This is a genomic window from Cupriavidus sp. FW305-F7 (genome assembly GCF_058782875.1).
This window is the reverse complement of sequence record NZ_JBYSYC010000005.1, coordinates 170080-197079: the sequence shown is the minus strand read 5'-3', so window position 1 is coordinate 197079 and position 27000 is coordinate 170080. Positions and strand designations below refer to the sequence as shown.

Annotated in this window: 20 protein-coding genes; 16 read left to right on the top strand and 4 right to left on the bottom strand. The window is 67.2% G+C overall.

The window, feature by feature from the left end; genetic code table 11:
* The first annotated feature begins 100 nt into the window (after positions 1 to 100).
* Complete coding sequence (locus AC3WL8_RS07000) at positions 101 to 1318, top strand: polysaccharide pyruvyl transferase family protein (RefSeq protein ID WP_492378049.1); 1218 nt, start codon at positions 101 to 103, stop codon at positions 1316 to 1318.
* Between the two features lie 168 nt (positions 1319 to 1486).
* On the opposite strand, the gene AC3WL8_RS06995 is transcribed toward AC3WL8_RS07000, so the two are convergent.
* The gene (locus tag AC3WL8_RS06995; protein ID WP_492378048.1) at positions 1487 to 2776 is read right to left on the bottom strand and encodes an MFS transporter; all 1290 of its coding nucleotides are present in this window, start codon (positions 2774 to 2776) and stop codon (positions 1487 to 1489) included.
* A gap of 174 nt (positions 2777 to 2950) precedes the next feature.
* Between AC3WL8_RS06995 and AC3WL8_RS06990 the strand changes: the two genes are divergently transcribed.
* Positions 2951 to 3883 carry a LysR substrate-binding domain-containing protein gene (locus tag AC3WL8_RS06990; RefSeq protein WP_492378047.1) on the top strand — a complete coding sequence of 311 codons (933 nt, stop codon included), beginning with the start codon at positions 2951 to 2953 and terminating at the stop codon, positions 3881 to 3883.
* On the opposite strand, the gene AC3WL8_RS06985 is transcribed toward AC3WL8_RS06990, so the two are convergent.
* Positions 3852 to 4145, bottom strand: a complete 294-nt coding sequence (locus AC3WL8_RS06985) for a DUF2917 domain-containing protein (RefSeq protein ID WP_153953526.1) — start codon at positions 4143 to 4145, stop codon at positions 3852 to 3854. The two genes, AC3WL8_RS06990 and AC3WL8_RS06985, sit on opposite strands and share 32 nt — an antisense overlap.
* A gap of 197 nt (positions 4146 to 4342) precedes the next feature.
* Positions 4343 to 5662 carry an oxalate/formate MFS antiporter gene (gene oxlT / locus AC3WL8_RS06980; RefSeq protein WP_211981571.1) on the bottom strand — a complete coding sequence of 440 codons (1320 nt, stop codon included), beginning with the start codon at positions 5660 to 5662 and terminating at the stop codon, positions 4343 to 4345.
* 1080 nt (positions 5663 to 6742) lie between these two features.
* On the opposite strand from oxlT, the gene AC3WL8_RS06975 reads away from it, so the two are divergent.
* The 14 genes from AC3WL8_RS06975 (at position 6743) to AC3WL8_RS06910 (ending at position 25101) form a co-directional block, all read left to right on the top strand.
* Entirely contained in the window at positions 6743 to 8266 is a 1524-nt protein-coding gene (locus AC3WL8_RS06975; protein WP_492378046.1) for a Fic family protein, read from the top strand.
* A 260-nt stretch (positions 8267 to 8526) separates the two neighbouring features.
* Entirely contained in the window at positions 8527 to 9228 is a 702-nt protein-coding gene (locus AC3WL8_RS06970) for a cytochrome c biogenesis CcdA family protein (protein ID WP_013953134.1), read from the top strand.
* 3 nt (positions 9229 to 9231) lie between these two features.
* Positions 9232 to 9750 (top strand): thioredoxin family protein, encoded by a 519-nt coding sequence (locus tag AC3WL8_RS06965; protein WP_013953135.1) that lies wholly within the window; start codon positions 9232 to 9234, stop codon positions 9748 to 9750.
* 252 nt (positions 9751 to 10002) lie between these two features.
* Positions 10003 to 12297, top strand: coding sequence for a TonB-dependent receptor (locus tag AC3WL8_RS06960; protein ID WP_013953136.1), 2295 nt, complete (start codon positions 10003 to 10005; stop codon positions 12295 to 12297).
* A 142-nt stretch (positions 12298 to 12439) separates the two neighbouring features.
* Entirely contained in the window at positions 12440 to 13462 is a 1023-nt protein-coding gene (sbnA, locus tag AC3WL8_RS06955; RefSeq protein ID WP_492378045.1) for a 2,3-diaminopropionate biosynthesis protein SbnA, read from the top strand.
* On the top strand, positions 13459 to 14487 hold the full coding sequence (sbnB, locus tag AC3WL8_RS06950) for a 2,3-diaminopropionate biosynthesis protein SbnB (protein ID WP_211981573.1): 1029 nt from the start codon (positions 13459 to 13461) through the stop codon (positions 14485 to 14487). Before sbnA ends, sbnB begins: the two co-directional genes overlap by 4 nt.
* Before the next feature lie 296 nt (positions 14488 to 14783).
* Entirely contained in the window at positions 14784 to 16268 is a 1485-nt protein-coding gene (locus AC3WL8_RS06945; RefSeq protein ID WP_492378075.1) for an IucA/IucC family protein, read from the top strand.
* Positions 16265 to 17467 carry an MFS transporter gene (locus AC3WL8_RS06940; protein ID WP_153953521.1) on the top strand — a complete coding sequence of 401 codons (1203 nt, stop codon included), beginning with the start codon at positions 16265 to 16267 and terminating at the stop codon, positions 17465 to 17467. The genes AC3WL8_RS06945 and AC3WL8_RS06940 overlap by 4 nt, the downstream gene beginning before the upstream one ends.
* Before the next feature lie 4 nt (positions 17468 to 17471).
* Positions 17472 to 19283, top strand: coding sequence for an IucA/IucC family protein (locus AC3WL8_RS06935; protein WP_153953520.1), 1812 nt, complete (start codon positions 17472 to 17474; stop codon positions 19281 to 19283).
* Between the two features lie 7 nt (positions 19284 to 19290).
* Positions 19291 to 21066, top strand: coding sequence for an IucA/IucC family protein (locus AC3WL8_RS06930; RefSeq protein ID WP_492378044.1), 1776 nt, complete (start codon positions 19291 to 19293; stop codon positions 21064 to 21066).
* Positions 21063 to 21839, top strand: coding sequence for an HpcH/HpaI aldolase family protein (locus tag AC3WL8_RS06925; RefSeq protein ID WP_492378043.1), 777 nt, complete (start codon positions 21063 to 21065; stop codon positions 21837 to 21839). The genes AC3WL8_RS06930 and AC3WL8_RS06925 overlap by 4 nt, the downstream gene beginning before the upstream one ends.
* A 22-nt stretch (positions 21840 to 21861) precedes the next feature.
* Positions 21862 to 23052, top strand: a complete 1191-nt coding sequence (locus AC3WL8_RS06920) for a type III PLP-dependent enzyme (RefSeq protein ID WP_492378042.1) — start codon at positions 21862 to 21864, stop codon at positions 23050 to 23052.
* 294 nt (positions 23053 to 23346) lie between these two features.
* A complete protein-coding gene (locus tag AC3WL8_RS06915; protein WP_492378041.1) occupies positions 23347 to 24678 on the top strand; it encodes a nucleobase:cation symporter-2 family protein in 1332 nt (443 codons plus the stop codon).
* A 126-nt stretch (positions 24679 to 24804) separates the two neighbouring features.
* The gene (locus tag AC3WL8_RS06910) at positions 24805 to 25101 is read left to right on the top strand and encodes a TFIIB-type zinc ribbon-containing protein (RefSeq protein ID WP_013953146.1); all 297 of its coding nucleotides are present in this window, start codon (positions 24805 to 24807) and stop codon (positions 25099 to 25101) included.
* Between the two features lie 114 nt (positions 25102 to 25215).
* Here AC3WL8_RS06910 and AC3WL8_RS06905 read toward each other — a convergent pair whose 3' ends face one another.
* Positions 25216 to 26856 carry a hypothetical protein gene (locus tag AC3WL8_RS06905; RefSeq protein WP_153953515.1) on the bottom strand — a complete coding sequence of 547 codons (1641 nt, stop codon included), beginning with the start codon at positions 26854 to 26856 and terminating at the stop codon, positions 25216 to 25218.
* Positions 26857 to 27000 lie beyond the last annotated feature (144 nt).

Sequence of the window (27000 nt, the reverse complement as noted above, 5' to 3'; positions counted from 1 at the left end):
CCACTTGCGATGGGCGGCTTTGGGGAATCTAATCCTACGGAGGAGGCGTCCCGATGCGGATCTGAGAACTCCGTGGGCGCCAACTTTTTTGCCGAACGCCATGCCAGCCTCCCGGTCAGGAACCACCGGCTTCCCCACGATCCTGTTTGGCGCTTTCGATCGCCACAACTTCGGTGACCTGCTGCTGCCGCATGTGGTGCGAAGCCTGATCGGGCAGGCCAACCCGTTCTACGGGGGCCTGGCCGAGCGCAACCTGAGAATCCATGGCGGCCATCGGGTCCACACCCTGGCGCGGCTGGCAGCCACCGTGGGCGACAGCGCCGTCGATGTCATCCATGTGGGTGGCGAAACCCTGACCTGCTCGCTCTGGGAGGCGGCCGTGATGCTGCAGCCTCCCGAGCAGGCCCGGGCGGTGGTGGCGCTGCTCGATGCCCGGCCGCACGAGCGGACGGTCTGGGCCCAGGCGCAGTTGGGCGTACGGGACCGGGTCCCCTACCTGTTGCCGGCCGGCATCTTTGCCAATGTCCGGCGTGTCATTGTCCACGCCGCCGGCGGCATTGAACTTGGATCGGTTGAGCCTGCCATGCGGGCCGAGGTGGTGGCCAAGCTCGGGGCCGCCACCAGCGTCGGGATACGAGACCATCAGACCCGGGCCATGCTCGCGGAGAACGGCATTGACTGCCGCCTGGAGCCTGATCCGGCCGTGCTGGTGGCCGAGCTGTTCGGCGACTGCATCCGCCGGCGCGCCCGCCAGGGCGAGTGCGCCCGCATCGTGTCAGGGTTCCCTGCCGGATACCTGGCCGTGCAGTTCAGCGCGGATTTTGGCGACGACGATACCCTTTCACAGCTGGCGGCCCAGCTCGAACGTATCGCCCGGACCAGGACCCTGGGCCTGGTGCTGTTTCGCGCCGGCGCCGCGCCCTGGCACGACGACCTGGCCTGCTACCAGCGCCTGGCGGCACGGCTGCGCGGCACGCCTGTGGTCCTGTTCGACTCGCTCAAACTGTGGGATATCTGTGCGCTGATTGCGCACAGCCAGGGTTTTGTCGGCAGCAGCCTGCACGGCGGCATTGTCGCCGGCGCATTTTTCCTGCCATGGCTTGGCCTGCTCCGGGCCGCACAACTCCCTGGGACCAGCAAGCAAATCGCCTTTGCCGCGGCCTGGGGCGCGGCCGGGGCGCCGGCCGCGGTCACCGTGCGGGATCTTGCGGCCGGCCTGGACGAAGCGATGGCGTCCCGGACCGCGCAGCGTAGGGAATTGGCTAGGGAATGGGCCAAGGCCTGCAGGACCGCATTCCAGTTGGTTCAGGAGAACTAGCACGATCGAGTCCCGCGGGGCATGACGACTGCTATCGGCACATCGCCATCAGCTGTACCCACGCCAGCGCAAAAGTCGGGTCGAGCCAAGATGTCAGTGCCACCATGCACAGGCCCGCCAGGCCGAGTACCGACAGCCATATGCCGAGCGCCGGTCCGCGGCGCAGACTCATGACCGCACAGGCGCGAGGCCGGTCCTGACAATCTGCCGGTCGTCGATCGGGAAGTGCAAGGCCGCGGCCAGTACGCCCAGCGCCATGGCGCTGAACCAGACCGGGTCGTACGAGCGCGTCAGTTCGAACGCGAGCCCGCCCAGCCATACGCCGAGGAACGAGCCCAGCTGGTGGCCGAAGAACACGAAGCCGAACAGCGTGGCGAGATAGCGCACGCCGAACACCTGTGCGAGGATCCCGTTGGTCAGCGGCACGGTGCCGAGCCACAGGAAGCCCATCGCCGCGCAGAACAAGTACAACGTGGGCGTGCTCAGCGGCAGCAGCAGGAACAGCGCCATCGCCGCGGTGCGCACGAGGTAGATCCCGGCGAGCAGGTATTTCTTGCTGTGGCGCCCGCCCAGCAGGCCGAACACGTAGATGCCGGCCACATTGGCGAGCGCGATGATGGCGAGCGCGGCCATGCCGTCGGCCGGACGCATGCCACGATCCAGCAGATAGGCGGGCAGGTGGCTGGCGATGAAGGCGAGCTGGAAGCCGCAGGCAAGAAAGCCGAGGTTCAGGAGCCAGAAGCCGGAATGACCGAATGCCTCGCGCACCGCGCCGAGCAGCGACGGCTGGCCGCGGGCCGTGTTGGTCTCGTCCGCGGCCGGCGCCGGCGCGGCGGCAATCCGGTCCTGGAACGGCAGCGCAAGCGGCAGCAGCACGGCCAGTGCCAGGGCGAGCATCAGCAGCGTGGTCGCCCATCCCGATGTGACCAGCAGCCCCTGCGCGGCCGGCACCAGCGCGAACTGCGCGATGCCGCCGACGGCGCCGGCCAGGCCCAGTGCGCGGCTACGCTGCGCGGTGTCAGCCATTCTGCTCAGCGCGCCATACACTACGCCGAAGGTCGTGCCGGACAGCGCAATGCCGATGCAGACGCCTGCCGACCAGACGAAGGCCGGTGACGTGTCGGCCTGTGTCATCCCGTAAAGTCCGGCGGCATATAACGCCAATCCGCCGGCCATCACCTTCCACGAGCCGTACCTGTCGGCCAGCATGCCAGTGAAGGGCTGCACCAGCCCCCAGACCAGGTTCTGCACCGCCATCGCGAAGCCGAAGGTCTCGCGGGTCCAGCCGCGCTCGGCGATGATGGGCAGCAAGAACAAACCCTGCACATGGCGCACGCCCAACGCCAGCCCCATCAGCAGGCCGCCCGCCAGCACGAGCACCCACAACTCCCGCCACCATGGCGTGGCGGACTGCGGCGTGGCGATGGCGGCGCAAGTGTGCGGCAGGCGAGAAGTCATGACGGCCCCTTGTCGGACAATGGCGCCGGCAGGCGCGCGATGGCTCTATTGCAGCCGCCCCGGCGCCGTGCTTCAAACGATCATTTGGTCGTTTTGCCATGCGCGCCGCGCATGGCAAGAGGGCCGGGGATCGTGCTGTAATGGCGTATCGCGAATCTGCCAGGAGGCCACCGCATGTCCGTCCCGCTTGTCCGGCTGTTTCCGCTCGACCTGCTCAAAGGCTTCGTCGCTGTCGGCCGACGCATGAGCATTACGCAGGCAGCGGACGACCTGTGCCTGACGCAGTCGGCGGTAAGCCGGCAGATCCACGCGCTGGAGGAGCAGCTGAAGGTGCCGCTGTTCGTGCGCAAGCATCGCGGCGTGGCCTTCACTGCCGAGGGCGAACGGCTGTTTCGCAGCGCCGACAGCGCACTGCAGCAGCTGCAGGACGTGGTAGCCGAAGTGCGCCGCAACGAGGGCCAGCGCGCCGTCACGGTCACCGCCAGCATCGGCGTGACCGGCTTGTGGCTGCTGCCGCGGCTGGGGAACCTGCAGAAGACGCATCCGCATCTGGATGTGCGCCTGTCCGCCAGCAACCGTATCAGCGACTTGCGTGCCGAGGGCATCGACCTCGCCGTGCGCTATTGCCGCGACGCCGCGGCGCCGCCCGATGCTGTGCGCCTGTTCGGCGAAAACATCGCCCCGGTTGCCCATCCATCGCTGGTGGCCGGGGTCGCCCGGCACGACGAGGCGCTGCTTCAGTTGCCGCTGCTGGAATTCGACGATCCCCGTCCGTGGCTGCAATGGCGCAGCTGGCTCGAGCCACGCAGCTACCGCCAGGCGAGCCAGCACGGCGTGCTTCGCTTCAATCAGTACGACCAGGTCATCCACGCGGCGCTGGCGGGACAGGGCGTCGCACTGGGCCGGCTCGAGCTGGTGCGGCCCCTGATCGATGGCGGCCAGCTAGTGATCGTGCCGACGGCGCTACAAGCGCCGCCGAGCCCCAACGCATACTGGCTGGTCCATGCCTCCGCCGATCCGCGCGAGGACGTCAGGTGTGTAGCCGAGTGGATTTACCAGGAAGCCGCACACACCGTCAGGACACGTGCGAGCCCCGTAGCCACCTGAGCCAGGGGAAGCCGGCACGGCGCGGGGGTGGCGGCGCCTCGATCCCGCATAACACGGGGCCGGCGCCGTGCAGCGCCGCCAGAAACACGTCGGCGTCACCATGCAGCTGATAGCGCTCGCCGGGTGCGAGCAGGACGTCCGGGGACGGCCTGTCCCGTGTTTCGAACGTCAGCCACAGGCTGCCGCCGCGGCAGACCAGTTCCGCGCCGGCCCGCAGTCGCAAGCGCAGGCATTCCGCTTCAAGGCAAAGGGTGTATGGCATGAAAGGCTCCGGTGAGCCATTTCATTGTGCGAGCCGGCGTCGCGGCTTGCCATGAGCATTGCGTCGGCCAGCCATGCGTTATCCGATCGCATACGGCCCGGCAAAGCCACCGGGATTGCCGAGTCCCTGGTAAACGAAAAGGCGGGCTTCCGAAGATGCCCGCCCGTCTTGCCGCGAAACGCCTGCGGACCTGTCCGTCAGGCTGGCACTTGCGTCCCCGCCGCCGCCGTCTCCTTCGAGAAAAGACTCCTGGAGGTGGCAACATGGCTGGCCAGCACCGGCCGCAAGACCATGATCGCCAGGAAGGCCGCGGTCAGGTCCATGGCCGCAACCGTGTAGAGCACCGTCGACCAGGTGCCGCTCGCCTCCATCATCAGGTTGCCGACCGGCACGAACAGTGCGCCGATGCCCTTGGCCGTATAGAGCACGCCGTAGATCTTGCCGATGTGCTTGGTGCCGAAGGCATCGCCGGCAAGTGCCGAGAACAGCGAGTAGACCTCGCCCCAGGCCAGGAACACCACGCCCGACAGGATCAGGAAGGCGTACGGGTTGCTGCCGAAGTAGCCGAGCGCGATGATGCCAAGGCCTTCCAGGGTGAAGGCGATGACCATGGTCTTCTCACGGCCGATGTTGTCCGAAATCCAGCCGAACAGCGGACGCGAGATGCCGTTCATGATCCGGTCGAGCATCAGCGCGAGCGGCAGTGCGGCCATCACGAAGAAGTGCAGGTCGACCTTGAACTCCTTCACGCCTAGGTCCTTGGCGATGACGCCAAGCTGGGCCACGGCCATCATGCCGCCGGTGACGACCAGGATGAACATCACAAACATCAGCCAGAACAGCCTGGTGGACATCGCTTCCTTGAGCGTGTAGTCGCGCGTGGCCTGGACCAGCTTCTGCGATGCCCTCACCTCGCTACCCTTTGGTGCGCGCAGGAACCACGCCGCGACAAAGGCGAGCCCGCCCTGCAGCAGGCCGAAGAACAGGAAGGTGTGCTGGAAGCCCTGCGACTCGATCATGGCCGCGATGGGCAGGATCGTCGCCGCGGAGCCGGCGCCGTAACCGCCCGCGGTCAGGCCCACCGCAAGGCCACGGCGGTCAGGGAACCACTTGAGCGCGTTGTTGATGCAGGTGGCGTAGATCGAGCCCACGCCAAGGCCGCCAACGGCTGCGCCGACGTAGAAGCCCATCAGGGTAGTGGCCTGGGAATTGATGCACCATGCCGCGCCGATGAAGACCGCGCCGAAGGCAACCATCATGCGCGGGCCGAACTTGTCGATGAAATAGCCTTCGATCGGCGCCAACCAGGTCTGCACAAGGACGAAAACGGTGAAGGCGATCTGGATGCTGGCGCGCGACCAGCCGTAGGTGCCCTGGATCTCAGGGACGAACAAGGTCCAGGCGTACTGGATATTGGCGGTGGCGATCATGCAGACCACGCCGACAATCAATTGCAGCCAGCGTGTGCCTTCCGGGACCTGGCGCTTAGCGCCCAGCGCTGCCGATGGATTATTCATTTTCGCGCTCCTTGAATCTTTTGACCATTCAATTGCGGGGGTGCGGGCGGGTATGCGGACGCGCTGCGCCTCAGCATAAGGGTGGCTGCTGGCATTTCATGTCTCCTGTGTCATTGGCATTTATTTGCCTCTTATTCCGACGCCGACCTGAGGTCTCCGCCCTCACCCCTCTTCAAGTTCGGAGTGGCGATGGGATACACAGTATGTGATATATCAAGCAAGTCAAGAGAAAGGGATGGCAGGGTTTTCACTGAATTTATGACGAGGAAGGATCGGCACCGGATATTCACGCTGAATATGCATCATCGCCCCCGGAGAAAGGCGTCGCCAGGCGCCACCCGATGCCCATGAAACCCTTTGCTGGAGCCGCTTCTAGGCGAATCGCCGCCGATAGATGAGCGTTCGTTTTGAATGAATGAGGAAAAGGACTTAAATTTAATCATTACGAATTTGTAATGCCCGGAAGTCCACCCACCGGTCAGTCAGCATGATTACAAAAATGTCATGATTACAGAAATGTCATGATTTTGACTGCGTCGAATGATGAACGAAATAAATCAGATCGATTAATACCGTACAAACAGCATCCTCGCGTCCCCAAAAAAAATGCCCGCAGGCAAGCCTGGCGGGCGTAGGCATGATGCGTGACATCAGCCGCAGCATGTAGATGCAGTTATAGGCGATTATTCGAGCCAGATAAACAAATAAAAATGCCTATTGCCGGGCAGCGGCCAGAAACCCTCGAAAACCCTGACGGATTTACCGAAACACCCTGAACGCCATTTTGGCCGATTCAGAAGATGGCATTTTTGTCATGATGGGTTTCGATTTGCAGGCGACCAGAGGCACCGCTACCCGGGTCGGAAGGCAAGCCCTGTAGACATGATCATCCAGGCTACCCCCGAGAGTAGACGAAACGGTAAGTCCTGTAGAACTCCTGGGAAGCCCGGCGATCAGGTTGCCCGTCCATCGCTATAGATAGAATGGAAAGCATTTGGTAATCAAGTAGATGTTTTGGTAAGTTCTGTAGAAACTCTGGTAAGCTCCGGGCAAACCCGCACCCAAGGATTGCGACTTCATATGTCTCATGCGCCACTAGGCTACGATGCGCTTATCCGCAAGTTCGGCTTGCGCGTCCCGCCGCTGCGCTCGACGTCCGCTCTCGCCGACAAGACCGGGGTCCTCAGCACGCACACCGGACCGGACGGCACCACGCGCACCGTGTACCCAAGGAACCGCTACCGCGGCGCCGACACGACCGTGGACCACCTGACGTTCGCGCTGAAGAAGGAGCACCTGGACCTGACCGTGCTGGCGGCGCTGTTCGAGCATGCGCAAGCGGTGCAGGCTGTACGCGAGTGGCTGGCGGCCACCCCGACCTCCCGTTATGCGAGGCTGAGCGCGTTCTATGCCAAATGGCTGGCCGGGGCGCAATTCGACTACAAGCTGCCGGCCGGGGCGCCCAGGGTACTGGCGCTGGACGAGACCCACTACCTGACCGGCCCGGCAACGCCGGACCTGCAGTTCGGCATCCAGAACAACCACCTTGGCCCGGCCGCGTTTTGCCCCCTAGTGCGCCGCACCGAGAAGCTGGCGCAGTACATTGCCGCCGACCTCCCCGGCCGCGTGGCCGCGGCCATCAAGCGGCTCGAGCCAGAGTTGCTGGCGCGCGCGGTGGACTACCTCTACATCGCGGAAACTCGATCGACCTACTCCATCGAGCACGAGATCCCCGATAACCAGCGGGTCGCCAAGTTCAGGCGACTGCTGGAGTACGCCGGCAATCCCGCCCCGCTTACCGAAGAGCAGCTGTGCGAGTGGCAGAACGAAATCATCTCGGGGCTGCGCGCTGAATTCTCCTACCGCGACAAGCAGAACTGGCTGTCCCGCGGCGGGCGCATGCGCAACATCGCGGACTATATTCCCCCGCCGCCCGAGCAGCTTGGCGCGATGATGGACGGGATTGCCGCGGTGGCGGGCCTAGTCGCTGCACAGGCGGCAAACCCGATCGTGGCCGCGACGTGCGTATCGTTTGGCTTTGTCTTCGCCCACCCGTTCTACGACGGCAACGGCCGGCTCCATCGGTTCCTCATCCACCATTTGCTGCGCCAGGCCGGTGTCACGCCCGATGGCGTAGTGCTGCCGGTGTCGGCGCGGATGCTCAAGCAGATCGATACCTATGCCGCCCTGCTGAAGTCCTATTCCGCCCCGCGGACGGCCCTGCTCAACTACGCGCTGGATTCGGACAGCGACACGATCCTGATCAAGTCGCCACAGCCCGGCTGGCTTTACGCATCCTTTGATGCGACAGCGCTGTGCGAATTCGTCTTCGAATGCATTGAGCAGTGCGTCGAGCAAGACCTTGCGCAGGAGATCCAGTACCTGCGCGCTTACGATGCCAGCGTCACACGCCTGGAAAGCTGGCTCGACCTGCGCCAGTCACGCCTGTCGAACCTGATCGACCTGATCGTCCAGAACCACGGCGAGCTGTCCAGGCGCAAGCGCAAGCTGTTCGAAGACATCACGGACGACGAGCTCGCCCGCATTGAAGCCGTCGTGCGCGACGAATTCACGGAATACCTCGAGCTCCACGGCAGCCGCTGAAGCGGCGGCACCGCGTTGGCACGCCCGGTGCGGTCACCGTGCGGCGGGTGCGGCGCTACTATGTTTCGCTCTGTATCCCGGGCCGCTGCAGACATGAAAGATTGCACGGATGCCCGGAAGCGGAAACAGCCGGGATACGTGCGGACGGTGGAATGCGTCTATCGCCAACACCGGGAGTTCTCCGCCATGTCCATCCATCCGCCGCCCCGCCCCTGCCATCGTGCCTGCTACGGCACCGCGCACGCCAACGGGGGCCGCCCATGATCGACGCCTTCCTTGCCTTTGCCGCAGGCGTGCTGACCATTGCCTCGCCCTGTGTGCTGCCGGTGCTGCCCATGCTGCTCGCCGGCTCGGTGGGCGAATCCGGCCGGCTGCGCCCGCTGGCGATCGCGCTTGGCTTCGTCAGCGCCTTTTCCGCGCTGGGCATTGTCTTCGGCGCGCTGTCCAGCGCCTTCAGCGAAGCCCCGGGCGTGGTGCGCAACGCGGCCATCCTGTTCCTGCTGGGCGCCGGCCTGGCGCGGCTCTGGCCGGCGGGCTTCGAGCGCCTGGCGGCCCCGTTCGCCGGCGTGGTCGACCGCCTGGCGGGCGCCGGCGGCCGGACCGGCACCGGCGTGGCCGGCGGCTTTGTGCTGGGCATGACGCTGGGCGCGGTATGGACCCCGTGCGCCGGGCCGGTGCTGGCGTCGATCCTCGCGCTGGTGGCCAAGGCGCAAGACCTGCATCGCGCCGCCGGGCTGCTGGCGCTGTTCGCGGCTGGCGCGGCCATCCCGATGCTGGGCATTGCCTATGGCGGCCAGTTCGCCACCACTCACGTGCGCCGCCTGGCCCGTCACACGCACCGGCTGCAGCAAGCCTTCGGCGTGCTGGTGGTGGCGACCGCCATCGCCATGTACTTCCAGTACGACACGCTTGCCGTCGCCTGGCTGACCTCCCTTTTCCCTGCCTCCCAACCTGGAGCCTGAACCATGCACCGCTTCCTTCGTACCCTGCTGGCCACCACCGCCATCGTTGCCGCCCAGTATGCAGCCGCCGCCCCTGCCGACTATGGCAAGGCGCCTGAATTCACCGGCATCGACAAGTGGCTCAACGCTGAACCGCTGACCGTTGCCGGGCTGCGCGGCAAGGTCGTGCTGGTCGATTTCTGGACCTACAGCTGCATCAACTGCATCAACACGCTGCCCCATGTGCGGCAGTGGTACGACAAATACCGCGACAAGGGCCTGGTTGTGGTCGGCGTCCACACCCCGGAGTTCCCCTTCGAGAAGTCCACCGCCAACGTGCAGGCAGCGCTCAAGCGCTTCGATATCCGCTACCCGGTCGCGCAGGACAACGCCTATGCCACCTGGAACGCCTGGCGCAACCAGTACTGGCCGGCGCTCTACCTGGTCGATGCCAACGGCACCGTGGTCTACAAGCACTTTGGCGAAGGGAGTTACGCCGAGACCGAAGCGGCCATCCAGAAGGCGCTGGCCGGGCGCAAGTAAGGCTGGCATACCGCCGCCATCGAGCGCGGATGGCGAACGAGCCTGCCGCGCCCCGGGCCGTGCTCTCAGGCACGGCCCGGCCCTTGGAACCTGTCTCGGGTTCCAAGACACATCCGAGCCGGTTTCCCGGCACACCAGACGAAAATTCAGATTCCTCCACAATTTATTGTTAATGCGAATCATTACTATTACAATTCACGGAGTTCTATTACAGCACATTTCGCACATCACTACGTTGGCCTGACCATCACCATGCAAACCGCAACACGCTCAGTCACCCTGGCGGGGCCGGCCGGCCGCTGCCGGGTACGTCCGCTCGCTCTTCTTGTGGCCGCCATCGGCGCGGGCACTCCGCTGCTGTCCGAGGCGCAGGCAATGGCCGCCGCGTCCGCCGTCGCGCAAACCGGCACATCCGGTGCGAGCACAAAGCAGGACAGCCCGCCTGCCAAGGCCGACGGTGGCGAGCTGAATGCGGTGGAGGTCAGGGTCGACCGGATCAAGAGCGACCTCGTCAGCCCGACGCGCCAGGTAACGGTGCTGGAACGCGAGGAAATCGAGGAACTGAAGGTGGGTTCCAACAATCTCGCGACCATGCTGAGCAAGCTGATCCCGGGCATGGCGGACTCCAGCCGCACGGTCACAGACTTCGGCCAGACGCTGCGCGGCCGCGGCACGCTGATCCTGGTGGATGGCATTCCGCTCAACACCAACCGGGATTCGGCGCGCAACCTCGCCACCATCGATCCCAGCAATATCGAGAAGATCGAGGTCATGCGTGGCAGCAGCGCAATCTACGGCGCCGGCGCCAACGGCGGCATCATCGCGATCACCACGCGGCCTGCGGGTGGCCCGCCCAGCGCGGATACCACCGTGACGCTGGGCACCCCGCTGACGCGGCTGAGCAAGGAGGGGCTCAGCGCCAATGTCCAGCAGCACTTCTCCGGCAGCCAGGGGCCGATCGACTACGCGTTCCACCTGGGCGCGCAGCATATCGGCAGCCCCTATGACGCCCACGGACACCGCATCGCGCCGGAGCCGAGCCAGGGTGACCTGTTCGATTCCAACGTTTACAACGTGAGCGGCAAGCTGGGCTGGCGCATCGACAGCCAGCAGCGCATCGAACTGAGCGTGAGCCAGTACCAGGCCAAGCAGAACACCAACTACGCCTCCGATCCCTCGGTGGCCAAGCTGCCGCCTGGCACCGCGGCCGCGCGCGCGATCAAGGGGTTGCAGCTCGAAAACCAGAACGAGCTGCGCAACACCGTCGTCAACCTGGGCTACCAGAACCTGGACCTGCTCGGCAGCACCGTGTCCACCCAGATCTACTACCGCGACTACTTCACCCGCTTCCCGCCGTTCGATGCGCGCGCGGTGGCCACGCGTGGCGGCAACGTGGACCAGGTCAGCCAGAACAGCGATGTATTTGGCGGGCGCCTGACCATCAGCACCCCGCTGGGCGCGGACAAGAAGACCAAGCTGCTGTGGGGCGCGGACTACAACCAGGAGCGCAGCGACATGCCGCTCGATGTGTTCGATCCGCGCACCTATGACCAGAGCGGCGGCCTGGTCTTCAACAAGACCGGTTCGCTGACCTACATGCCGCCGCTGGCCACCCGCAGCGGCGGCGTCTTCGGGCAGCTGCAGCACAAGTTCAACGAGCAATGGTCGATGGAGGGCGGCGTGCGCTACGAGCGCGCCAACGCCAGCTTCGACGACTTCGTGCCGCTGTCGCAATCGAAGGTCAGCAACCCGGTCGCGGTCAAGGGCGGCACGGTCAACTATGGCGCGTGGCTGTTCAATATCGGCGGTGCGTACGCGCCGGTGAAGAACCAGGAGTTCTATGCCTCGTTCGGCCAGGGCTTCCAGTTGCCCGATATCGGCCTTCAGATCCGCAATGCGCGCCCGGGCTTCGATATCAATTCGTCCAGCCTGGAGCCGGTCAAGACCAACAACTATGAAATCGGCTGGCGCGGCGCGTTCGGCAATACGATGGCGAGCCTGGCGCTGTTCTACACCACCTCGCAACTGGGCGACGTGCAGAGCTTCAACAACGGCCTGATACTGACCCGCACCAAGGAACGCATCGCGGGCGTGGAGGCTTCCGCCGACTACCTGAGCGACAGTGAGACCTGGGGCGCGGGCGGCACGTTTACCTGGATCAACGGCCGCGAGCAGCCGCAAGGCAGCAGCAGCTTCCAGAACATGACCGGCTACCGCATACCGCCGCTGAAGCTGACCGCCTACGTCCAGTACCGGCCGATCAGCACGTGGAGCAACCGCCTGCAGGTGACCTACTACGGCGGCCGCGACTACCGCCTCAACGACCAGAACAGCTTCGGGCGGCGCGAGGTCAGCAGCTACACCACCGTCGACCTGATCAGCCGCTACCAGGTCAGCAAGAAGGACACGATCACGGTGGGGATTGAGAACCTGTTCAACCGCTACTACTACCCGTTGTACAGCCAGCTGATGCGCAACAGCAACAACACCAGCCGCCTGCCGGCTGCGGGCATCACGCTGACCGCGATGTACCAGCACCGCTGGTAAAGCAGCCGCCGGACGGCGATGGCCTTGTCGGGACCATCCTCGGCCGGCATTTTTTTAAGCTCATATGTAAATAATTATCATTTACAAAGCGATACAAATTGCCCAGGCACGGTGCCGGGCAACATCGAATGAGGGGTAAGCCATGGTTTGCAACAGCATCATCGAGAGTATCGGCGGGACACCCGTGGTCCATCTGCGCCGCCTGTTCGGGGACACCGGGGCCGAGGTCTTTGCCAAGCTGGAGCTATTCAATCCCGCCGGCAGCGTCAAGGACCGCCCTGCCCGCTACATCATCGAAAAGGGCCTCGCCGAAGGCACCTTCGGCGCCAACGCCCACATCGTCGAAAGCTCGTCGGGCAACCTGGCGATCGCGCTGGCCATGGTATGCCGGCTGAAGGGACTGCGCTTCACCGCCGTGGTCGACCCCAAGATCTCGCAGACCAATCTGACGATCCTGCGCTGTTATGGCGCCGGGATTGAGCTGGTGACCGAGAAGGACAGCCAGGGCGGCTACCTGGAAACGCGTATCGCGCGCGTGCGGCAGATGCTGCGCGACCTGCCGGATGCGGTCTGGATCAACCAGTACGGCAATCCGCGCAACTGGGAAAGCCATTACCACGGCGAAGGCGAGGAAATCCTGCGCCAGTTCGACCGGCCGGTCGACGTGCTGGTGCTCGGCGTGAGTACCTCGGGCACGGTGCATGGCATCGCGCGCCGCCTGCGCGAGGCGTGGCCCGCGTTGAAGGTGGTGGGCGTGGACGCCGCCGGCTCGGTGCTGTTCGGCCACCCGCCGGCCAGCCGCGAGCTGCCGGGCATCGGCGCGAGCCGCGTGCCGGAGCTGCTGTGCCGCGAAGAAATCGACCAGGTCATCCATGTGGACGACCACGCGGCGGCCCTCGGCTGCCGGCGCCTGCTGGCGCAGGAAGGCATCTTTGCCGGCGGGTCGTCCGGCGCGGTGGTCGCCGCGATCGGCCGCCTGTTGCAGGACCTGCCACGCAGCGCACGCCCGCCCCGCATCCTCACCCTGTTTCCTGACCGCGGCGAACGCTATCTCGACACCGTCTACGACGACGCGTGGCTGGAACGCGTCGCCGCCATCCATCGCGCGCACACGGCTTCGGCTGCCGCGCAATCGTCCATCCCTGCACACGGAGTGACCGCATGAACGCCCCCATCCAGACCCCCGCTGCCGAGCTGCGCTACCTCAGCCGCGCCGACCTGATCGCCCTTGGCGCCGACCATTCCGACGCCTTTGTTCAGGCTATTGCCGAAGGCCTGGCGCTGCATGCGCGCGACGAATGCGTGCAGCCGCTCAAGCCTTACCTGCGCTGGGCCGGCGCCGACCATATCGCCGACCGCATCATTGCGATGCCCTGCTACGTCGGCGGCGACAACCCGGTCGCCGGCATCAAGTGGATCGGCAGCCGCCAGCACAACCCGCAGCGCCATGGTCTGGAACGCGCCAGCGCCGTGATCGTGCTCAACGACGCCCAGACCAATTATCCGGTCGCCATCATGGAAGGCGGCCTGATCAGCGGCATGCGCACCGCGGCCATCACCGCGGTGGCGACGCGCCACCTGGCGCGCGCGAGCTTTACCGACGTGGCCTGTATCGGCTGCGGCCCGATCGCGCGCATGCAGCTGCAGACGCTGCTGGAGCAGTTCCCGGGCATCCGCTGCATCCACCTGTTCGATCTGTCGCGCGACGCAATGCAGGCGATGCGCAGCCAGCTGGGCGCGCGCTTCCCGGCGGTTGGCTGGGAGCTGTCGGCCAGCGCCGAGGCGGCGGTGCGTGCCGCCGACGTGACCGTCACCTGCACGGTTGCGGATGCGCCGTACCTGGAGCATGCCTGGCTCAAGCCCGGAGCCTTTGTCGCCAACGTCTCGATCATGGACGTGCACAAGGACGTCTATGAGAAGGTCGACAAGGTGGTGGTGGACGACTGGGACCAGTCCAACCGCGAGAAGAAGATCATCAACCAACTGGTGCTGGAAGGCCGCTTCAGCCGCGAGCAGCTGCATGCCGAGCTGGGCGAGATCGTGATCGGCGCGAAGCCGGGGCGCGAGCGCGACGACGAGATCATCCTGCTTAACCCGATGGGCATGGCGCTGGACGATATGGTGTGCGCGCGCCATTTCTACCAGCTTGCGCTGCAGCGCGGCGTCGGCGTGCGCCTGCCCCTGCTATGACGGTGCTGCCACACCACCCCGTACGCGAGCGGATGCTGGCGCAGGACCTGCTGGACGCATTATGGCAGGAGAACCTGTACGGCATGCGCGAGCACTGCCGGCTGGTAGCCGCTGACGACACGCCGCTGGCCGCGCTCGCCGTCGACCTGGGTACGGCCGGCACGCTGCTTTGGCTTGGCCGCCGCCTCGACGGCCCCCGGCCGCTGCAGCTTGGCGCCGGCGATGACAGGCCGCCCGTCGTCCTGCAACGCGACGGCAGCGCCATGCCGCTCGGCGCCGCCGCGGCGTTGGAAGCCTTGCAGTCGGCGGACTGGTGGCCCGGCCGCAGCGGGCGCCTGCAGACGCTGTTCGCGCTGGCCGAGGCGCAAGCCGCGCGCACGCTTGCGCACGAGCCGGCCATCCTGGATCGCCTTGCGGCGGCGCCGCGCTCGCTACTGTCGTGGGAGGCGGTTTGCTGCCTGCGCGACCGCCCTTTCCATCCGCTCGCTCGCGCCAAGGCCTGGGGCGATGCGGCCGGGCCGCACGCCGGCTTCGACGCGGAATCCGGCCAGCCCATATGGCTGCACTGGATTGCCGTGCCGTTACACCGGCTCCGGACCGGTTCGGCGATGGAAGCGTCAGCGCAACCGCTGGCCCGCTCGCTGCTGCCGCCCGACGAACTCGACCGCCTGGTGGCACGCGCGGAAGCCGCCGGCGCGCAGCGCGGCTACCTGTGGATGCCGGTGCACCCGTGGCAATGGCAGCAGCAGGCCCACGCCGCCGCCAGCGGGCAAGCGCCATGCATCGACCTCGGTAGCGGCATCGGTGCGGCCTACCCGACCGCCTCACTGCGCTCGCTCGTCATGCATGGCCGGCCCGAGCTCCACCTCAAGCTGTCGCTGGGCGTGCAGGCACTGGGGGCCAGGCGCACCCTGCCCGCGCGCTACCTGCACAACGGTGCGCTCGCGCAACAATGCCTGGCGCAGCTGCGGGCGCGCGATCCCTGGCTCGGCCAGCACCTGCTGCTTTGCGACGAGCGCGACTGGTGGGCACTGCGCCAGCACGACTCGCTGATCGCTGAGCCGGGCGAGCTCGCCTGCGTGCTCAGGCGCTACCCCGGCGACCTGGCGGCTGGCACGTGGCTGTTGCCCATGGCGGCGTGCGCGGCGCTGACCGCCAGCAACGACCTGCCGGCGCTGCGCCGGCTGTCCTGCACCGATGCCGACGAGGCCTGGGCGGCATTCCGGTGCATCGCGGCCCTGCTGCTCGAAACCGGCCTGCGTTGCTTTGCCAACGGCGTCATGCCCGAGCTGCATGGGCAGAACGTCGTGCTGGTGGTCGGCGAGCCAGGCCCGCGGGCGCTGCTGCTGCGCGATCACGACACGCTGCGCATCTGCCCGTCCCTGCTCGCAGAGGCCGGCGCGGACGTGCCCGCGTACGCCGTGGACACCGCCACGCCGAATACGCTGATGCTCGATGCGCCGGCGCAACTGCTCGCGTACTTCCAAACGCTGGCGATCGAGGTCAACCTGTACGCCATCGCCGCCGCGATCGCCGTGGCCTTCGACAGCGACGAGCGCACGGGCTGGCGCATCCTGCGCGAGGAGATCGCCCGATTGCTGGCCGCCGGTACCGGCAACCGGACCGCAGAGATTGCGCGGACCGCGCTGCTGGATGCGCCGGAATGGCCATTCAAGCAATTGCTTGCGCCGCTGCTGGCGCGCGACACCGCCAGTACCGGCATGCCCAGCGCGCTCGGCAGCCTGCGCAATCCGCTGCGCGAGAGCGGAGTCCCGTCATGACGCCGGCGCCGCAAGCCGGCCCGTCGCGCGACATCGCCCTGCTGCTGGCCGGCCAGGCGGTGGTGACGACGGGCCTGATGACGCTGGTGCCGATCATGCCGCTCTACCTGCGCGACCTCGCCGGCCCCGCTGCCGCGCACTGGAGCAGCCTGGCGCTGGCCGCGCCGGGCGTCGGCGCGCTGCTGCTGGCGCCGTTCGCCGGCAGCTGGTGCGAACGATGGGGCTACCGCCGGCCCTTGCTGCTGTCGTTGTCGGCCTTCACCGCCAGCCTGCTGCTGATGGGGCTGTCCACGCACGTGGCCGGCTTCATGGCCGGCCGCCTGTTGCAGGGCGCGAGCGCCGTCGGCGTCTTGCTGACCATCTGCATCGGCCGCGTCAGCACGCCCGGCATGCGCGGCCGTGCCTTCGGCATGCAGGAATCGGCCGTGGCCACCGGCGCGCTGCTGGGTCCCGTGCTCGGCGGCGTGCTGCAGGACTGGTGGACGGTGCGGCCGATGCTGCTTGCAGTGGCCGCGGCCAATGCCGTGCTGACGCTGCTGCTCGCATGGCGGCTGCGCGAGCCGGCGCCACAGGCGTTGCCTGGCGCCGGCTCGTCGCGCGGATTCGCCGCCATGCTGGCGGACGCGTCGCTGCGCCGCTGGCTGCTGGCCGGCTGCCTGACGCAGGCCGGCGCGTTCGCGCTGGTGAACGTGTTCGCGCTCTACCTGCAGCAGCGCTACCCGTACGATGCCCTGCTCGGCAGCAAGACCGGCTTCCTGCACGCGCTGGGCTGGCTGGCCGCGATGCTCGCCAGCCCGCTGTGGGGCGCGCTCAGCGACCGCGGCACGACCGTGCGCGTATTCATGTTGGCCGCCGGCGGCTGCGCCGTCGCGCTCGCGTTGCTGCCGCTTGCCGATGCGCTCTGGCAGATCGGCGCGCTCCGGGTCGTGCAGGGCGCGCTGTTCGCCGCGCTCGCGCAATCCATGCTGTCCTATTGCTGCGCCCGCCTGCCCGCGAGTTTGCACGGCAGCGCCACCGGCATCGCCAAGAGCGCCATGACCGCCGGGCAACTGGTCGGGCCGCTGGCGGTGATGGCGTGGCTGCCACGCTCCGACCCGGCGGGCACGTTATGGCTGATCGCCGCCATGTTCGCGCTGGCCGCCGCACTCGTCGTCCCTGATCGCTCATCGTTGTTTGCCACCGTCCCTGATGCGAGGTAACTGCATGCTTTCCACTCTCCTGCCATCGACCACCGTGGCGCCGCAAGGGCGCCTGCGCGCCCATCGCCCGGACCGGGATGCCGCCGCTCCCGACGCCGTCGAGCGCCGCCTGATCGAGCAATTCTTCAACACCTACTGCCGCGAGACCGGCATCGTCGATCCCCGCCTTGACGCGCACCTTCCGGCCCCGGTGCCGGCTGCGCTGAGAAGTACCCTTGCGCGCTGGCGTGCCGAGGGGCTGGTACCGGCGGTGCTGGCACTGGCGGATCGCGACGGCCGCCACCGCTGGCTGGCTGCTGCGCTCTCCTACGTATCCCCGATCGGCTACCACCGGCTCGCGGATGCGGTGCTGTCCGACGGCAGCGCCTTCGCCCCGCTGCGCCGCGCCGAGAATCTGGCCGATGCCATCACCCAGGCGCTCGCGCATGCCTACCCACAGAGCGCCGCCACCGACTGGCCGGAGCGCTTTGCCACGCTGATGAAGAACGGCGTCCAGAAGGTGCGCCTGTACCACCGCGAAGCGCCCGCACGGCAAGCGCCCTCTCGCTTTATCGCTGCCGAGCAGGGGCTGCGCTTCGGGCACATATTCCACGCCACGTCGAAGGCGTCGGAAGGGTTCAGCCACGATGCGCTGCAACGCTATGCGCCGGAGCTCGGCGCCGCCTTCCAGCTGCACTACTTCGCCGTCGCCAGCGACCAGTTGGAGAGCAGCGCCATCGACGGCCAGCCGCTGCCTATCGACCCCGCGGCAATGGAGGCCGCCGCGGACCTGCTCAAGGAGGGCGACTACCGCCTGCTGCCCTGCCATCCCTGGCAAGCCACGCAGCTGCTCGCGCACAGCGAGATCCAGCCACTGCTGGCCAGCCGCGCGATGATTTCCCTCGGGCCGCTGGGAGAGCTGGCCTGGCCGACCTCGTCGGTACGCACGGTGTGGCTGCCGCAGCAGCAACGCTTCCTCAAGCTGGCGCTCGATATCCGCATCACCAACTTTGTCCGCAACAATCCGCCCGAGCACGTGCGGCGCGCGCTGGATGCCAGCCGCGCCATCGCCATGCTGCCCGAGGCGGCGCGTTCGTCCGCACACTTCACGGTGCTGGCCGAAACCGGCTACGCCGTGCTGGCCCTGCCCGACAACGCGCTGCGCGCGAGCACCGCGGTGATCTTCCGGCAAGGCATGACCGGCCCGCATGGCGACGCCGCGCAAGTGCTCGCCACGGTGCTGGAGGAGCCCGCGCATGGCGCCGGCATCCTGGACGGCCTGCTGCGCGAAGCGCTGGGCCATCAACCCGGCGCGGCGGATATCCGCCGCTGGTGGGCGCGCTATCTCGATGTCACGCTGCTGCCGCTGGCGCGCCTGTTCGCCGAGCACGGCGTCAGCCTGGAGGCACACCTGCAGAACAGCATGGTCGCGTTCGCGGGCGGCTGGCCGGTGCACGGCTATGTCCGCGACATGGAAGGCGCCAGCATCAGCCGCGCCCGCTTTGCCTGGGCGGCGCAGTTCGATGCCGACAGTCCCGCCCTGTACACCGAGGAAGCCGCGCTGCATCGCTTTGCCTATTACGTGCTGGTCAACCATATCGGCCACTTCATCGCCTGCCTGGCGCGCACGGGCGGCTGCGACGAAGCCACGCTGTGGCAGGACACCGCAGCCGCGCTCGACGCAAGCGGCCCATCGCTGCGCCAGCTGCTGGCGTCGCTGCAGGGCCTGCCCACCCTTCCCGCCAAGGCCAACATGCTGAGCTGCTTCGGCCGCCACGGCGAAACGCCTGCGTGGGCAGGCGTCCCGAACTTCCTCGTATCCGCACCGCTAGCCTGAGCCCCCGATGAACACCACCGATTACCAACGACTGATCCAGAGCCCGCAATACCAGCAAGCCGCCCGCCGTGTGCTGCGCCAGCTGCTGGAAGCCCTGTTGTTCGAAGACTGCCTGCGCGACGTGATTGTCAGCGACGCCGGCGTCGAACTGCCCGGCGTGACGGCTGACGGCCAGCCCGTCAGCTATCGCTGCGCCGCGCAGCGCACCGCCAGCTTCGGCCGCATCCGCATCCGTGGGCCGGTGCTCCGTTGCGAAGGCGAGAGCCAGGCTGAAGCCGACGACGTCGCGCAACTGCTGTCCGAGCTTGCCGGCCAGCTCGATGCCGACCCGGTGCGCCTGCAGCAGTTCGGGCTGGAGCTGCTGTCCACGCAGGTCAAGGACGCGCAGTCCCACCATGCCAACGGGCACGCCGGACAACCGTTGCGCGATGCCGGCTACGATGCCATCGAAGCGCGGCTGACGGGTGCCCATCCTTACCACCCGGGATATAAATCGCGCATGGGTTTCACGCTGGCGGACAACGGACGCTACGCGCCGGAATGCGCCGCGCCCCTGCAGCCCGTGCTGCTGGCAGCGCGCCGCTCGCATTGCCGCTGGAATCTCGGCAACGCCGAGGCATCGCCCGAGAGCCTGCTGCCACCGCCGGCGCGCGCCGCATTTGAGGCCGCTTTGCGCGAGCATGGTGCCAATCCCGCCGTCTACCTGCCGCTGCCCGTCCACCCGTGGCAATGGGACGAGGTCATCGCGCCGGGCTACCACGGCGCGTTCGCGCGCGGCGAGCTGATCGCCGTCGGCGAGATGCCGGGCCGCTACCTGCCCCAGCAGTCGATCCGCACCCTCACCAATGCCGATCAGGCCGATGCGTTGTCGCTGAAGCTGGCCATGAATCTCGTCAACACCTCCACTTCGCGCGTGCTGGCGCCGCACACGGTATGCAATGCCGCCGTCTTGAGTGACTGGCTGGCGAGCCTGGTGGCGCGCACGGAATGGACCAAGCCGATGGCCGCGCCGGTGTTGCTGCGCGAAGTCGCCGGCGTCAGCCATGTGCCCGCCGCGCCGGTGCAGGGCCAGTACGGCGCGCTTTCCTGCATCTGGCGCGAAAGCATCCACCGCTATCTGGCACCCGGCGAGGCCGCCATTCCCATGACCGCGCTTACCCATATCGATGTCGACGGCCTGCCGCTGATCGAGCCGTGGGTCCGCCGTCATGGCGTGCGCGTCTGGCTGCAGCGGCTGGTGGAGCGTGCATGGCTGCCGGTGCTGCACCTGCTCTGGGAGCACGGCACCGCGCTCGAGTCGCACGCGCAGAACATGCTGCTGCTGCACGTCGACGGCCTGCCGCAGCGCGTGGCGCTCAAGGACTTTCACGACGGCGTGCGCTTCTCGCGCCAGTGGCTGTCCGGCGCCGCGCCGCAACTCACGCCGCCGCCGGCCGAGCATGCGCGCGTCAACCCGAACTCGTTTATTGAAACGGACGAAGCCGATGAACTGCGGGACTTCACCTGCGACGCACTGTTCTTCGTCAACCTGGCCGAACTGGCCCCACTGCTTGCCGGCCACTACCAGCTCGAGGAAACAGCGTTCTGGTCCATCGTGGCAGGCGTGATCCGCAGCTACCAGCGCGCACACCCGCGCCTGGCTGAAAGCTTCCGGCGCTTCGACTGCTTCGCGCCCACCATGTCGATCGAACTGTTGGCCAGCCGCCGCTTCATGCCCGAGATCCGGCTGCGCACGCGGCAGGCGCCCAATCCGCTGGCGCTGGCGGAGGCAGAGGCGGCATGAGATCGCTGAAGGCGCGTTTGTCGGATCCGGGCGGCGGCCAGCTGCACGGCCTGTTCTGCTCGACGCCTGCGGCACTGACCGTCGAGCTGATCGCTGCCGCCGGCTATAATTTCGTGGTGATCGACCTGGAACACACGCTGATCGATGGCGCGCAGCTTGGCGCCATGCTGCTGGCGGCGCGCGCCAGCGGCATCGCGCCACTGGTGCGCGTGGCGGCCCCGCACCAGGTGGCGCCGGCGCTGGACGCCGGCGCCCAGGGCATCGTCTTCCCGCGCATCAGTGCTGTAGCGCAGGCAAGGCAGGCGGCCAGGCTCTGCCACTACGCACAGCATCAGCCCATGCCCGGCGAGCGGGGGCTGAACGCCACCTGGCATAGCGCGTTCGGCCGCGACGATCTTGCCGCCGCCACTGCCGCAGCGGGCGCCGATACGCTGGTCGTGGCGATGATCGAAGACAGCGCCGCGCTCGATGCGCTCGATGACATCGCCGCTATACCCGGCATCGATGTGCTGCTCGAAGGCGCCGCGGATCTCTCGCAATCACTGGGCGTGCCATGGCAGACGCGTCATCCGCTGGTGTGGGACGCCGTGGCGCGCATTGCCGATGCGGCGCGCGCGCATGGCAAGCATTTCTGCGCGCTGCCGCGCACCCCGGAAGACGCCGCGCTCTGGCGCCGGCAAGGCACGCGCATGCTGCTGCTCGGCGACGACCGCGGCATCGCGCGCCGGGCCATGGCCGCACACCTGCAATCCCATTCCCTGTCATCAACATAAAGCCGCCCCTTCCCGCCACCACATGAACCCGCAAAACATCACCCGTTACCTGGATGAACTTGATCCCCGCAAGGGGCCTGCGTGCGCCTATCTCTATGACCTGGACCACCTGCGCACGCGCGCGGCTGGCCTCGCTGCCGCCTTGCCCGAGGACTGCGATCTCTACTACGCAATCAAGGCCAACAGCGATGCGCCAGTGCTGCGCGCGCTGCTGGGCGCAACGGCCGGCTTCGAAGTCGCGTCGCTGGGTGAAATCGAACGCGTGCGCGCCGTCGAAGCCGACGTGCCGGTCGTATTCGGGGGCCCGGGCAAGACCGATGCCGAGCTGGAGGGCGCGCTGCGCCTCGGCGTCAGGCTGATCCACGTCGAAAGCGCGCTGCAACTGCGCCGGCTGGACCGCATCGCGCAACGCATGGGCCGCCGCGCCGACGTGCTGCTGCGCGTGAATCCGGCCTACGGCCTGCCCGGCGCCACGCTGCAGATGGGCGGGCGTCCGACGCAGTTCGGCATCGACCAGGCGGAACTCCCCGCCGTGATCGCGTTGGCATGCGACCTGCCCGGCGTGCGCCTGGTCGGGCTGCACCTGCACGCGGGCTCCAACAGCCTGGACGCCGACCAGCATCTCGAACTGATTTCACGCCATATCGCGCTGGCGCAGCAATGCCGTGACGAACACGGACTGGCGCTGAAATGGCTGAATGTCGGCGGCGGCATCGGCATCGACTACACCGATCCCAATCGCACCTTTGACTGGCCGCGCTTCTGCGCCGGGCTGGCGCAACTGCTGCAGCAGCGGCGGCCCGGCTGCCGCATCGTGCTGGAATGCGGCCGTTTCATCAGCGCCGACTGCGGCTGCTACGTGGCTGAAGTCATCGACCTCAAGCACAATCACGGCAAGCACTTCGCCATCGTGCGCGGCGGTACGCACCATCTCCGGCTGCCGGTGTCGTGGCAGCACAATCATCCGTTTTTCGTCGCACCGAACGACGCGTGGCCTTACCCGTTTGCGCGCCCGGAGCTGACTGACGCAAGGCTCACGATCTGCGGCGAGCTTTGCACGCCGAAGGACGTCTTCGCGCAGGAGGTAACGGTGCCGCGCGTGCGCGTGGGCGACCGCATCGTCTTTATGCTGGCCGGGGCCTACGGCTGGCACATCTCGCACCACGACTTCCTCAGCCATCCGCATCCGGAAAGGGTGTTTTTCGGCGAGTAGCCGGCCCCGGACCTGTTCCGCGCGCCGGCGCGCGGCGCTGTTCCACTGTTCTTATCCTCCCATGCAAGGGAGCTGATACAAATTGTATGCAATTTTTGTATCACGGAGTGCTTATCCCTGCTATTCTTGCTCCCCGGTTGCGGCCTGGAACCTGATCCCGGCCATGCTCGCTGCAGGCGGTCTTCTCCGCCTGTCCGGCAGCGCGCAACGACAGGGCCGGGGGCTGCCCCTCCCCCGGCGCCAGAAGAACAAGACAGTCCGGAAACATATCCGGCCAGACAACAGGAGACATGAATGGCGCCCTTGCTGTTCAAGGTGGAAGACCGCCCCCCGCGGCTGACGACGTTTTTGCTTGCGCTCCAGCATCTGCTGGCCGCCCTGGGCGGCATCATTGCGGTGCCGCTGGTCATTGGCGGTGCCCTGAAACTGCCGCCGGACCAGGTCATTGCGCTGGTGAATGCCGCCCTGCTTGGCTCGGGCATCGTCACCATCATCCAGTGCAAGGGCATTGGCCCGGTGGGTATCCGCATGCCATGCGTGATGGGCACCAGTTTCGCCTTTGTCGGCGCGGCCATCAGCGTGGGCGTCGAACACGGCGTGGCCGGCATCCTGGGCTCGGCGCTGGCGGGCTCGCTGGTGATGATCCTGGGCAGCTTCTTCATGCCGGCGATCCGCAAGCTGTTTCCGCATACCGTCACCAGCGTGGTGGTCACCATGATCGGCCTGTCGCTGATTCCGGTGGCCATCGACTGGGCCGCAGGCGGCCAGGGCAGCAGCCGCTATGGCGCGCCCGGCAATCTGGCGATTGCCGTCGCGGTGCTGGCGCTGGTGGTGGCGGTGGTGCAGTGGGGCAAGGGCATGCTGTCGGCCTCGGCCATTGTCGTCGGCATTGCCGGCGGCTACCTGCTCTGCCTGGCACTGGGCCTGGTCGATTTCACCCAGTTTCACCAGGCACCCATCATCGCGGTGCCGCAGCCGCTGCACTTCGGCATGTCGTTCTCCATCTCGGGCATTGTCGCCATGTCGATCGCTTTCCTGGTGACCATTGTCGAGTCCACGGGCACGTTCATGGCACTGGGCGCGGCCACGCAGCGGCCGATTTCCGGCAAATGCCTGTCGCGCGGCATCCTGTGCGATGGCTTTGGCTCGGCCTTTGCGGCACTGATGTCGAGCCCGCCGTTGTCGACCTTCGCGCAGAATGTCGGCGTGGTCTCGCTGACCGGCGTGGCCAGCCGCCATGTGGTCGCGCTGACCGGTGTCATGCTGCTGCTGGCGGGGCTGTTCCCGGTGCTGGGCGCGTTGGTGGTGACGATCCCGCAGCCGGTACTGGGTGGCGCCGGCCTGATGATGTTCGCGATGATCGTGTCGGGCGGGATCCAGATGCTCAGCACCGTCAAGTTCACGCAGCGCAATACCCTGATCGTGGCCGTGTCGATCGGCTGCGGCCTGGCGGTGACGTTCCGCCCGGAACTGCTGTCGAAGCTGCCGGCCTTTGTCCACGAAGTGTTTGGCTCCGGCATCACGGTGGGCTCGCTGTCGGCGGTGATCCTCAACTTGCTGCTGCCCGGCGGCAAGGACGAGCCGGCTGAAGACGCCGGCCACGGCACCGTCGGCGAGGCTGCCTGAGCGCCTGCCAGGGCCTGCGCACCACATCAAACGCCCTCGGCACCACTTCTGCAAGTATCCTCCGGTCGAACCATATGGGCTGGCGCCGGTCATATCCTGACGTTTTCACTTCAATGAGGAGAAGCAATGGATTGTCCGGTGTGCCCGCAAACGCAACTCGTGATGTCCGAACGCCAGGGCATCGAGATCGATTACTGCCCGAAATGCCGCGGTGTCTGGCTGGACCGGGGCGAACTCGACAAGATCCTCGAGCGCTCCGTGGCAGCCGCCCCGGTGCAGCAGGTGCCCATGCAGCAAATGCCGCAGCAAACTCCGCCCCCGCGACAGGAATACCAGCGCGGCCATGGCGACCGCGACCGGCACTATGAGCGCGAGCAGAAGCACTATAAGAAGAAGAGCATCTGGCACGAGCTGTTCGACTGACTCTGGCTTGCCAGTGAGCAAGGGCGACGCAAGGTCGCCCTTTTTTGTTGCCGGCCGCTATTGCGCTGTCCCGCGCAAACCGGACCGGCACAACCGGGGCTTAGCGCGCTGCCCTCACGCCGCCTTGCGCCTGCGCCTAGAAGCTTCTGCGGCAGCATCGCGCAACTCTGGCGGCAAGGCACGCAGTTCCGCGGTGAAGAACGCACGCTCGGCCGGCCGCAGCGCAGGCAGCTGGGCGGCCAGCCGCTCCACTGCTGCGCACGCCATTGCGGTCGCGCCTTGCTCGTGGGTGAGATACCAGGCCGATTCGAGCAGCAGGTTGGCCAGCTGCAACGGCCCCAGCCTGATGTGGCCGGCGTCATGGTCTTCCAGTGCGAACGCAGCCACGGCCGACCAGCGCACGAAGCCCTTGGCCGGCGCGAACGGCGCGTGGAACGGCCGCAGGGCGTCGACAGCGTCCGCAACGGACAACGGGCGCTGGCGGCGGAACGCGGCCATGCTGTCGTTGGCCCTGGCTGGCCGGTCGGACGGCGGGGTATCGGGCCCGCAGCTGCCGCGTGCGATGCGCAGCAGGAAGATCGCGTTCCACGCCGTGCCGCCGCCTACGCCGAACCGGTCGCAGATCCACTCCGACAAGCCCAGCCAGCGCATCGCCTGCCGCTGCACCGCGCTGGCGGACAAGACCCGCGCGGCATCGACCAGGCCGTGCTGCCAGAACAGCCACAGGCACAGGCCGATATTGGCCGCGGCATGCTGCACGGCGTCGACGGAATCGGCCTCGTAGGCTGCCTGCAGCGCGCCGGCGAAGGTATCCAGCGCCAGCTGCGCGGCCTGCGCCGTGCAGGCATGCCCGGCGCGCATGGCATCGGCCTTGTGCAGCAGCGCTTCCAGGTTCAGCACTTCAAAACGCACGCGCGGGTTGTACCGCACCACCAGGCGCAGTTCCGGATCGGAGTGCAGTCCTTCCAGGCCGGCACGCGCGCCGTCGCTGTCGCCGCGGGTATACCGTTCCCAGGCCCGCACGATATGCGCCATGGCGCAGAACGCGGGCGTCGCCGCGCCTGCCTCGGCCGCCTGCACCAGGCGGTCGACACGCCTGAGCGCCGCCCGGCTCTGATCGAGGCGGCCGCAGCGGCGCCAGGCCAGGCTTTCCTTGAGCAGCGACAGGGCTTGCTGGAAACCGTCGCCGGCACTGCGGCCAGCCGCGCGGAAGGATTCGGCCACGGCTGAGCCATGCATGCCCGCGTGGCCGTCCTGGGCGCCGCGCATGGCCTGGGTCAGCTCGCGCCAGAAGGCCATGTCGCGCATCACGTAGCCAACGCCGTCCGGCTGGCCGGCCGGCGCCGCTTGCGGCGCCGTGGCAAAGGCAAGATGGCCGGCCAGCGCGGCCGGGCCCAGCGTGCGCCCGTCCGCCACAAAGCGCAGGCGCCGCGCGCTCGCTGCCGTGATCCAGAACGGCCCGCGGCTGCGGTGCGCGGGATTGGCCGCAGCGGGATCGCGCTGGCGGTCGGCGCCCCATCCAACCGCCACCTGCCAGCGCGCAAAGTCCGCAAACGCGCGCGACGCCAGCATGCGCAGGTTGGCCGCCGTCGGGAAGGCGCTGCGCACCACTGCCGCGGTGACTCCTCCCTCCCCGGTGCGATGCGCATGCCAGATGCGCGCCAGCAGCCAGACCGACTGGTAGCGCGCGGGTTGGCCGTCGACCCGGTACGGGGCCGACACGTCGATACGGATCGGGGCAGGCGTGGCTGGCATCAGGCAGTCTGGGAACGGGGAAATCGCGGGGAAAGCCAGGCGGCGCCCGTCATGTTACGCAAGTTACAGCCGGTGCGGTTGGCGTTATCCGGGCGCTCTCCTATGCTGCGCACCACGGTCCGGGCCCGGATTGCCATCCCCTCA

Coding starts and splice junctions, on each gene's coding strand:
- AC3WL8_RS06930 (WP_492378044.1), top strand. CDS start 19,291: ATGAACACCACCGATTACCAACGACTGATCCAGAGCCCGCAATACCAG.
- AC3WL8_RS06915 (WP_492378041.1), top strand. CDS start 23,347: ATGGCGCCCTTGCTGTTCAAGGTGGAAGACCGCCCCCCGCGGCTGACG.
- AC3WL8_RS06940 (WP_153953521.1), top strand. CDS start 16,265: ATGACGCCGGCGCCGCAAGCCGGCCCGTCGCGCGACATCGCCCTGCTG.
- AC3WL8_RS07000 (WP_492378049.1), top strand. CDS start 101: ATGCCAGCCTCCCGGTCAGGAACCACCGGCTTCCCCACGATCCTGTTT.
- AC3WL8_RS06905 (WP_153953515.1), bottom strand. CDS start 26,856: ATGCCAGCCACGCCTGCCCCGATCCGTATCGACGTGTCGGCCCCGTAC.
- AC3WL8_RS06970 (WP_013953134.1), top strand. CDS start 8,527: ATGATCGACGCCTTCCTTGCCTTTGCCGCAGGCGTGCTGACCATTGCC.
- AC3WL8_RS06935 (WP_153953520.1), top strand. CDS start 17,472: ATGCTTTCCACTCTCCTGCCATCGACCACCGTGGCGCCGCAAGGGCGC.
- AC3WL8_RS06965 (WP_013953135.1), top strand. CDS start 9,232: ATGCACCGCTTCCTTCGTACCCTGCTGGCCACCACCGCCATCGTTGCC.
- AC3WL8_RS06985 (WP_153953526.1), bottom strand. CDS start 4,145: ATGCCATACACCCTTTGCCTTGAAGCGGAATGCCTGCGCTTGCGACTG.
- sbnA (WP_492378045.1), top strand. CDS start 12,440: ATGGTTTGCAACAGCATCATCGAGAGTATCGGCGGGACACCCGTGGTC.
- AC3WL8_RS06995 (WP_492378048.1), bottom strand. CDS start 2,776: ATGACTTCTCGCCTGCCGCACACTTGCGCCGCCATCGCCACGCCGCAG.
- AC3WL8_RS06925 (WP_492378043.1), top strand. CDS start 21,063: ATGAGATCGCTGAAGGCGCGTTTGTCGGATCCGGGCGGCGGCCAGCTG.
- AC3WL8_RS06910 (WP_013953146.1), top strand. CDS start 24,805: ATGGATTGTCCGGTGTGCCCGCAAACGCAACTCGTGATGTCCGAACGC.
- oxlT (WP_211981571.1), bottom strand. CDS start 5,662: ATGAATAATCCATCGGCAGCGCTGGGCGCTAAGCGCCAGGTCCCGGAA.
- AC3WL8_RS06920 (WP_492378042.1), top strand. CDS start 21,862: ATGAACCCGCAAAACATCACCCGTTACCTGGATGAACTTGATCCCCGC.
- AC3WL8_RS06975 (WP_492378046.1), top strand. CDS start 6,743: ATGTCTCATGCGCCACTAGGCTACGATGCGCTTATCCGCAAGTTCGGC.
- AC3WL8_RS06990 (WP_492378047.1), top strand. CDS start 2,951: ATGTCCGTCCCGCTTGTCCGGCTGTTTCCGCTCGACCTGCTCAAAGGC.
- sbnB (WP_211981573.1), top strand. CDS start 13,459: ATGAACGCCCCCATCCAGACCCCCGCTGCCGAGCTGCGCTACCTCAGC.
- AC3WL8_RS06960 (WP_013953136.1), top strand. CDS start 10,003: ATGCAAACCGCAACACGCTCAGTCACCCTGGCGGGGCCGGCCGGCCGC.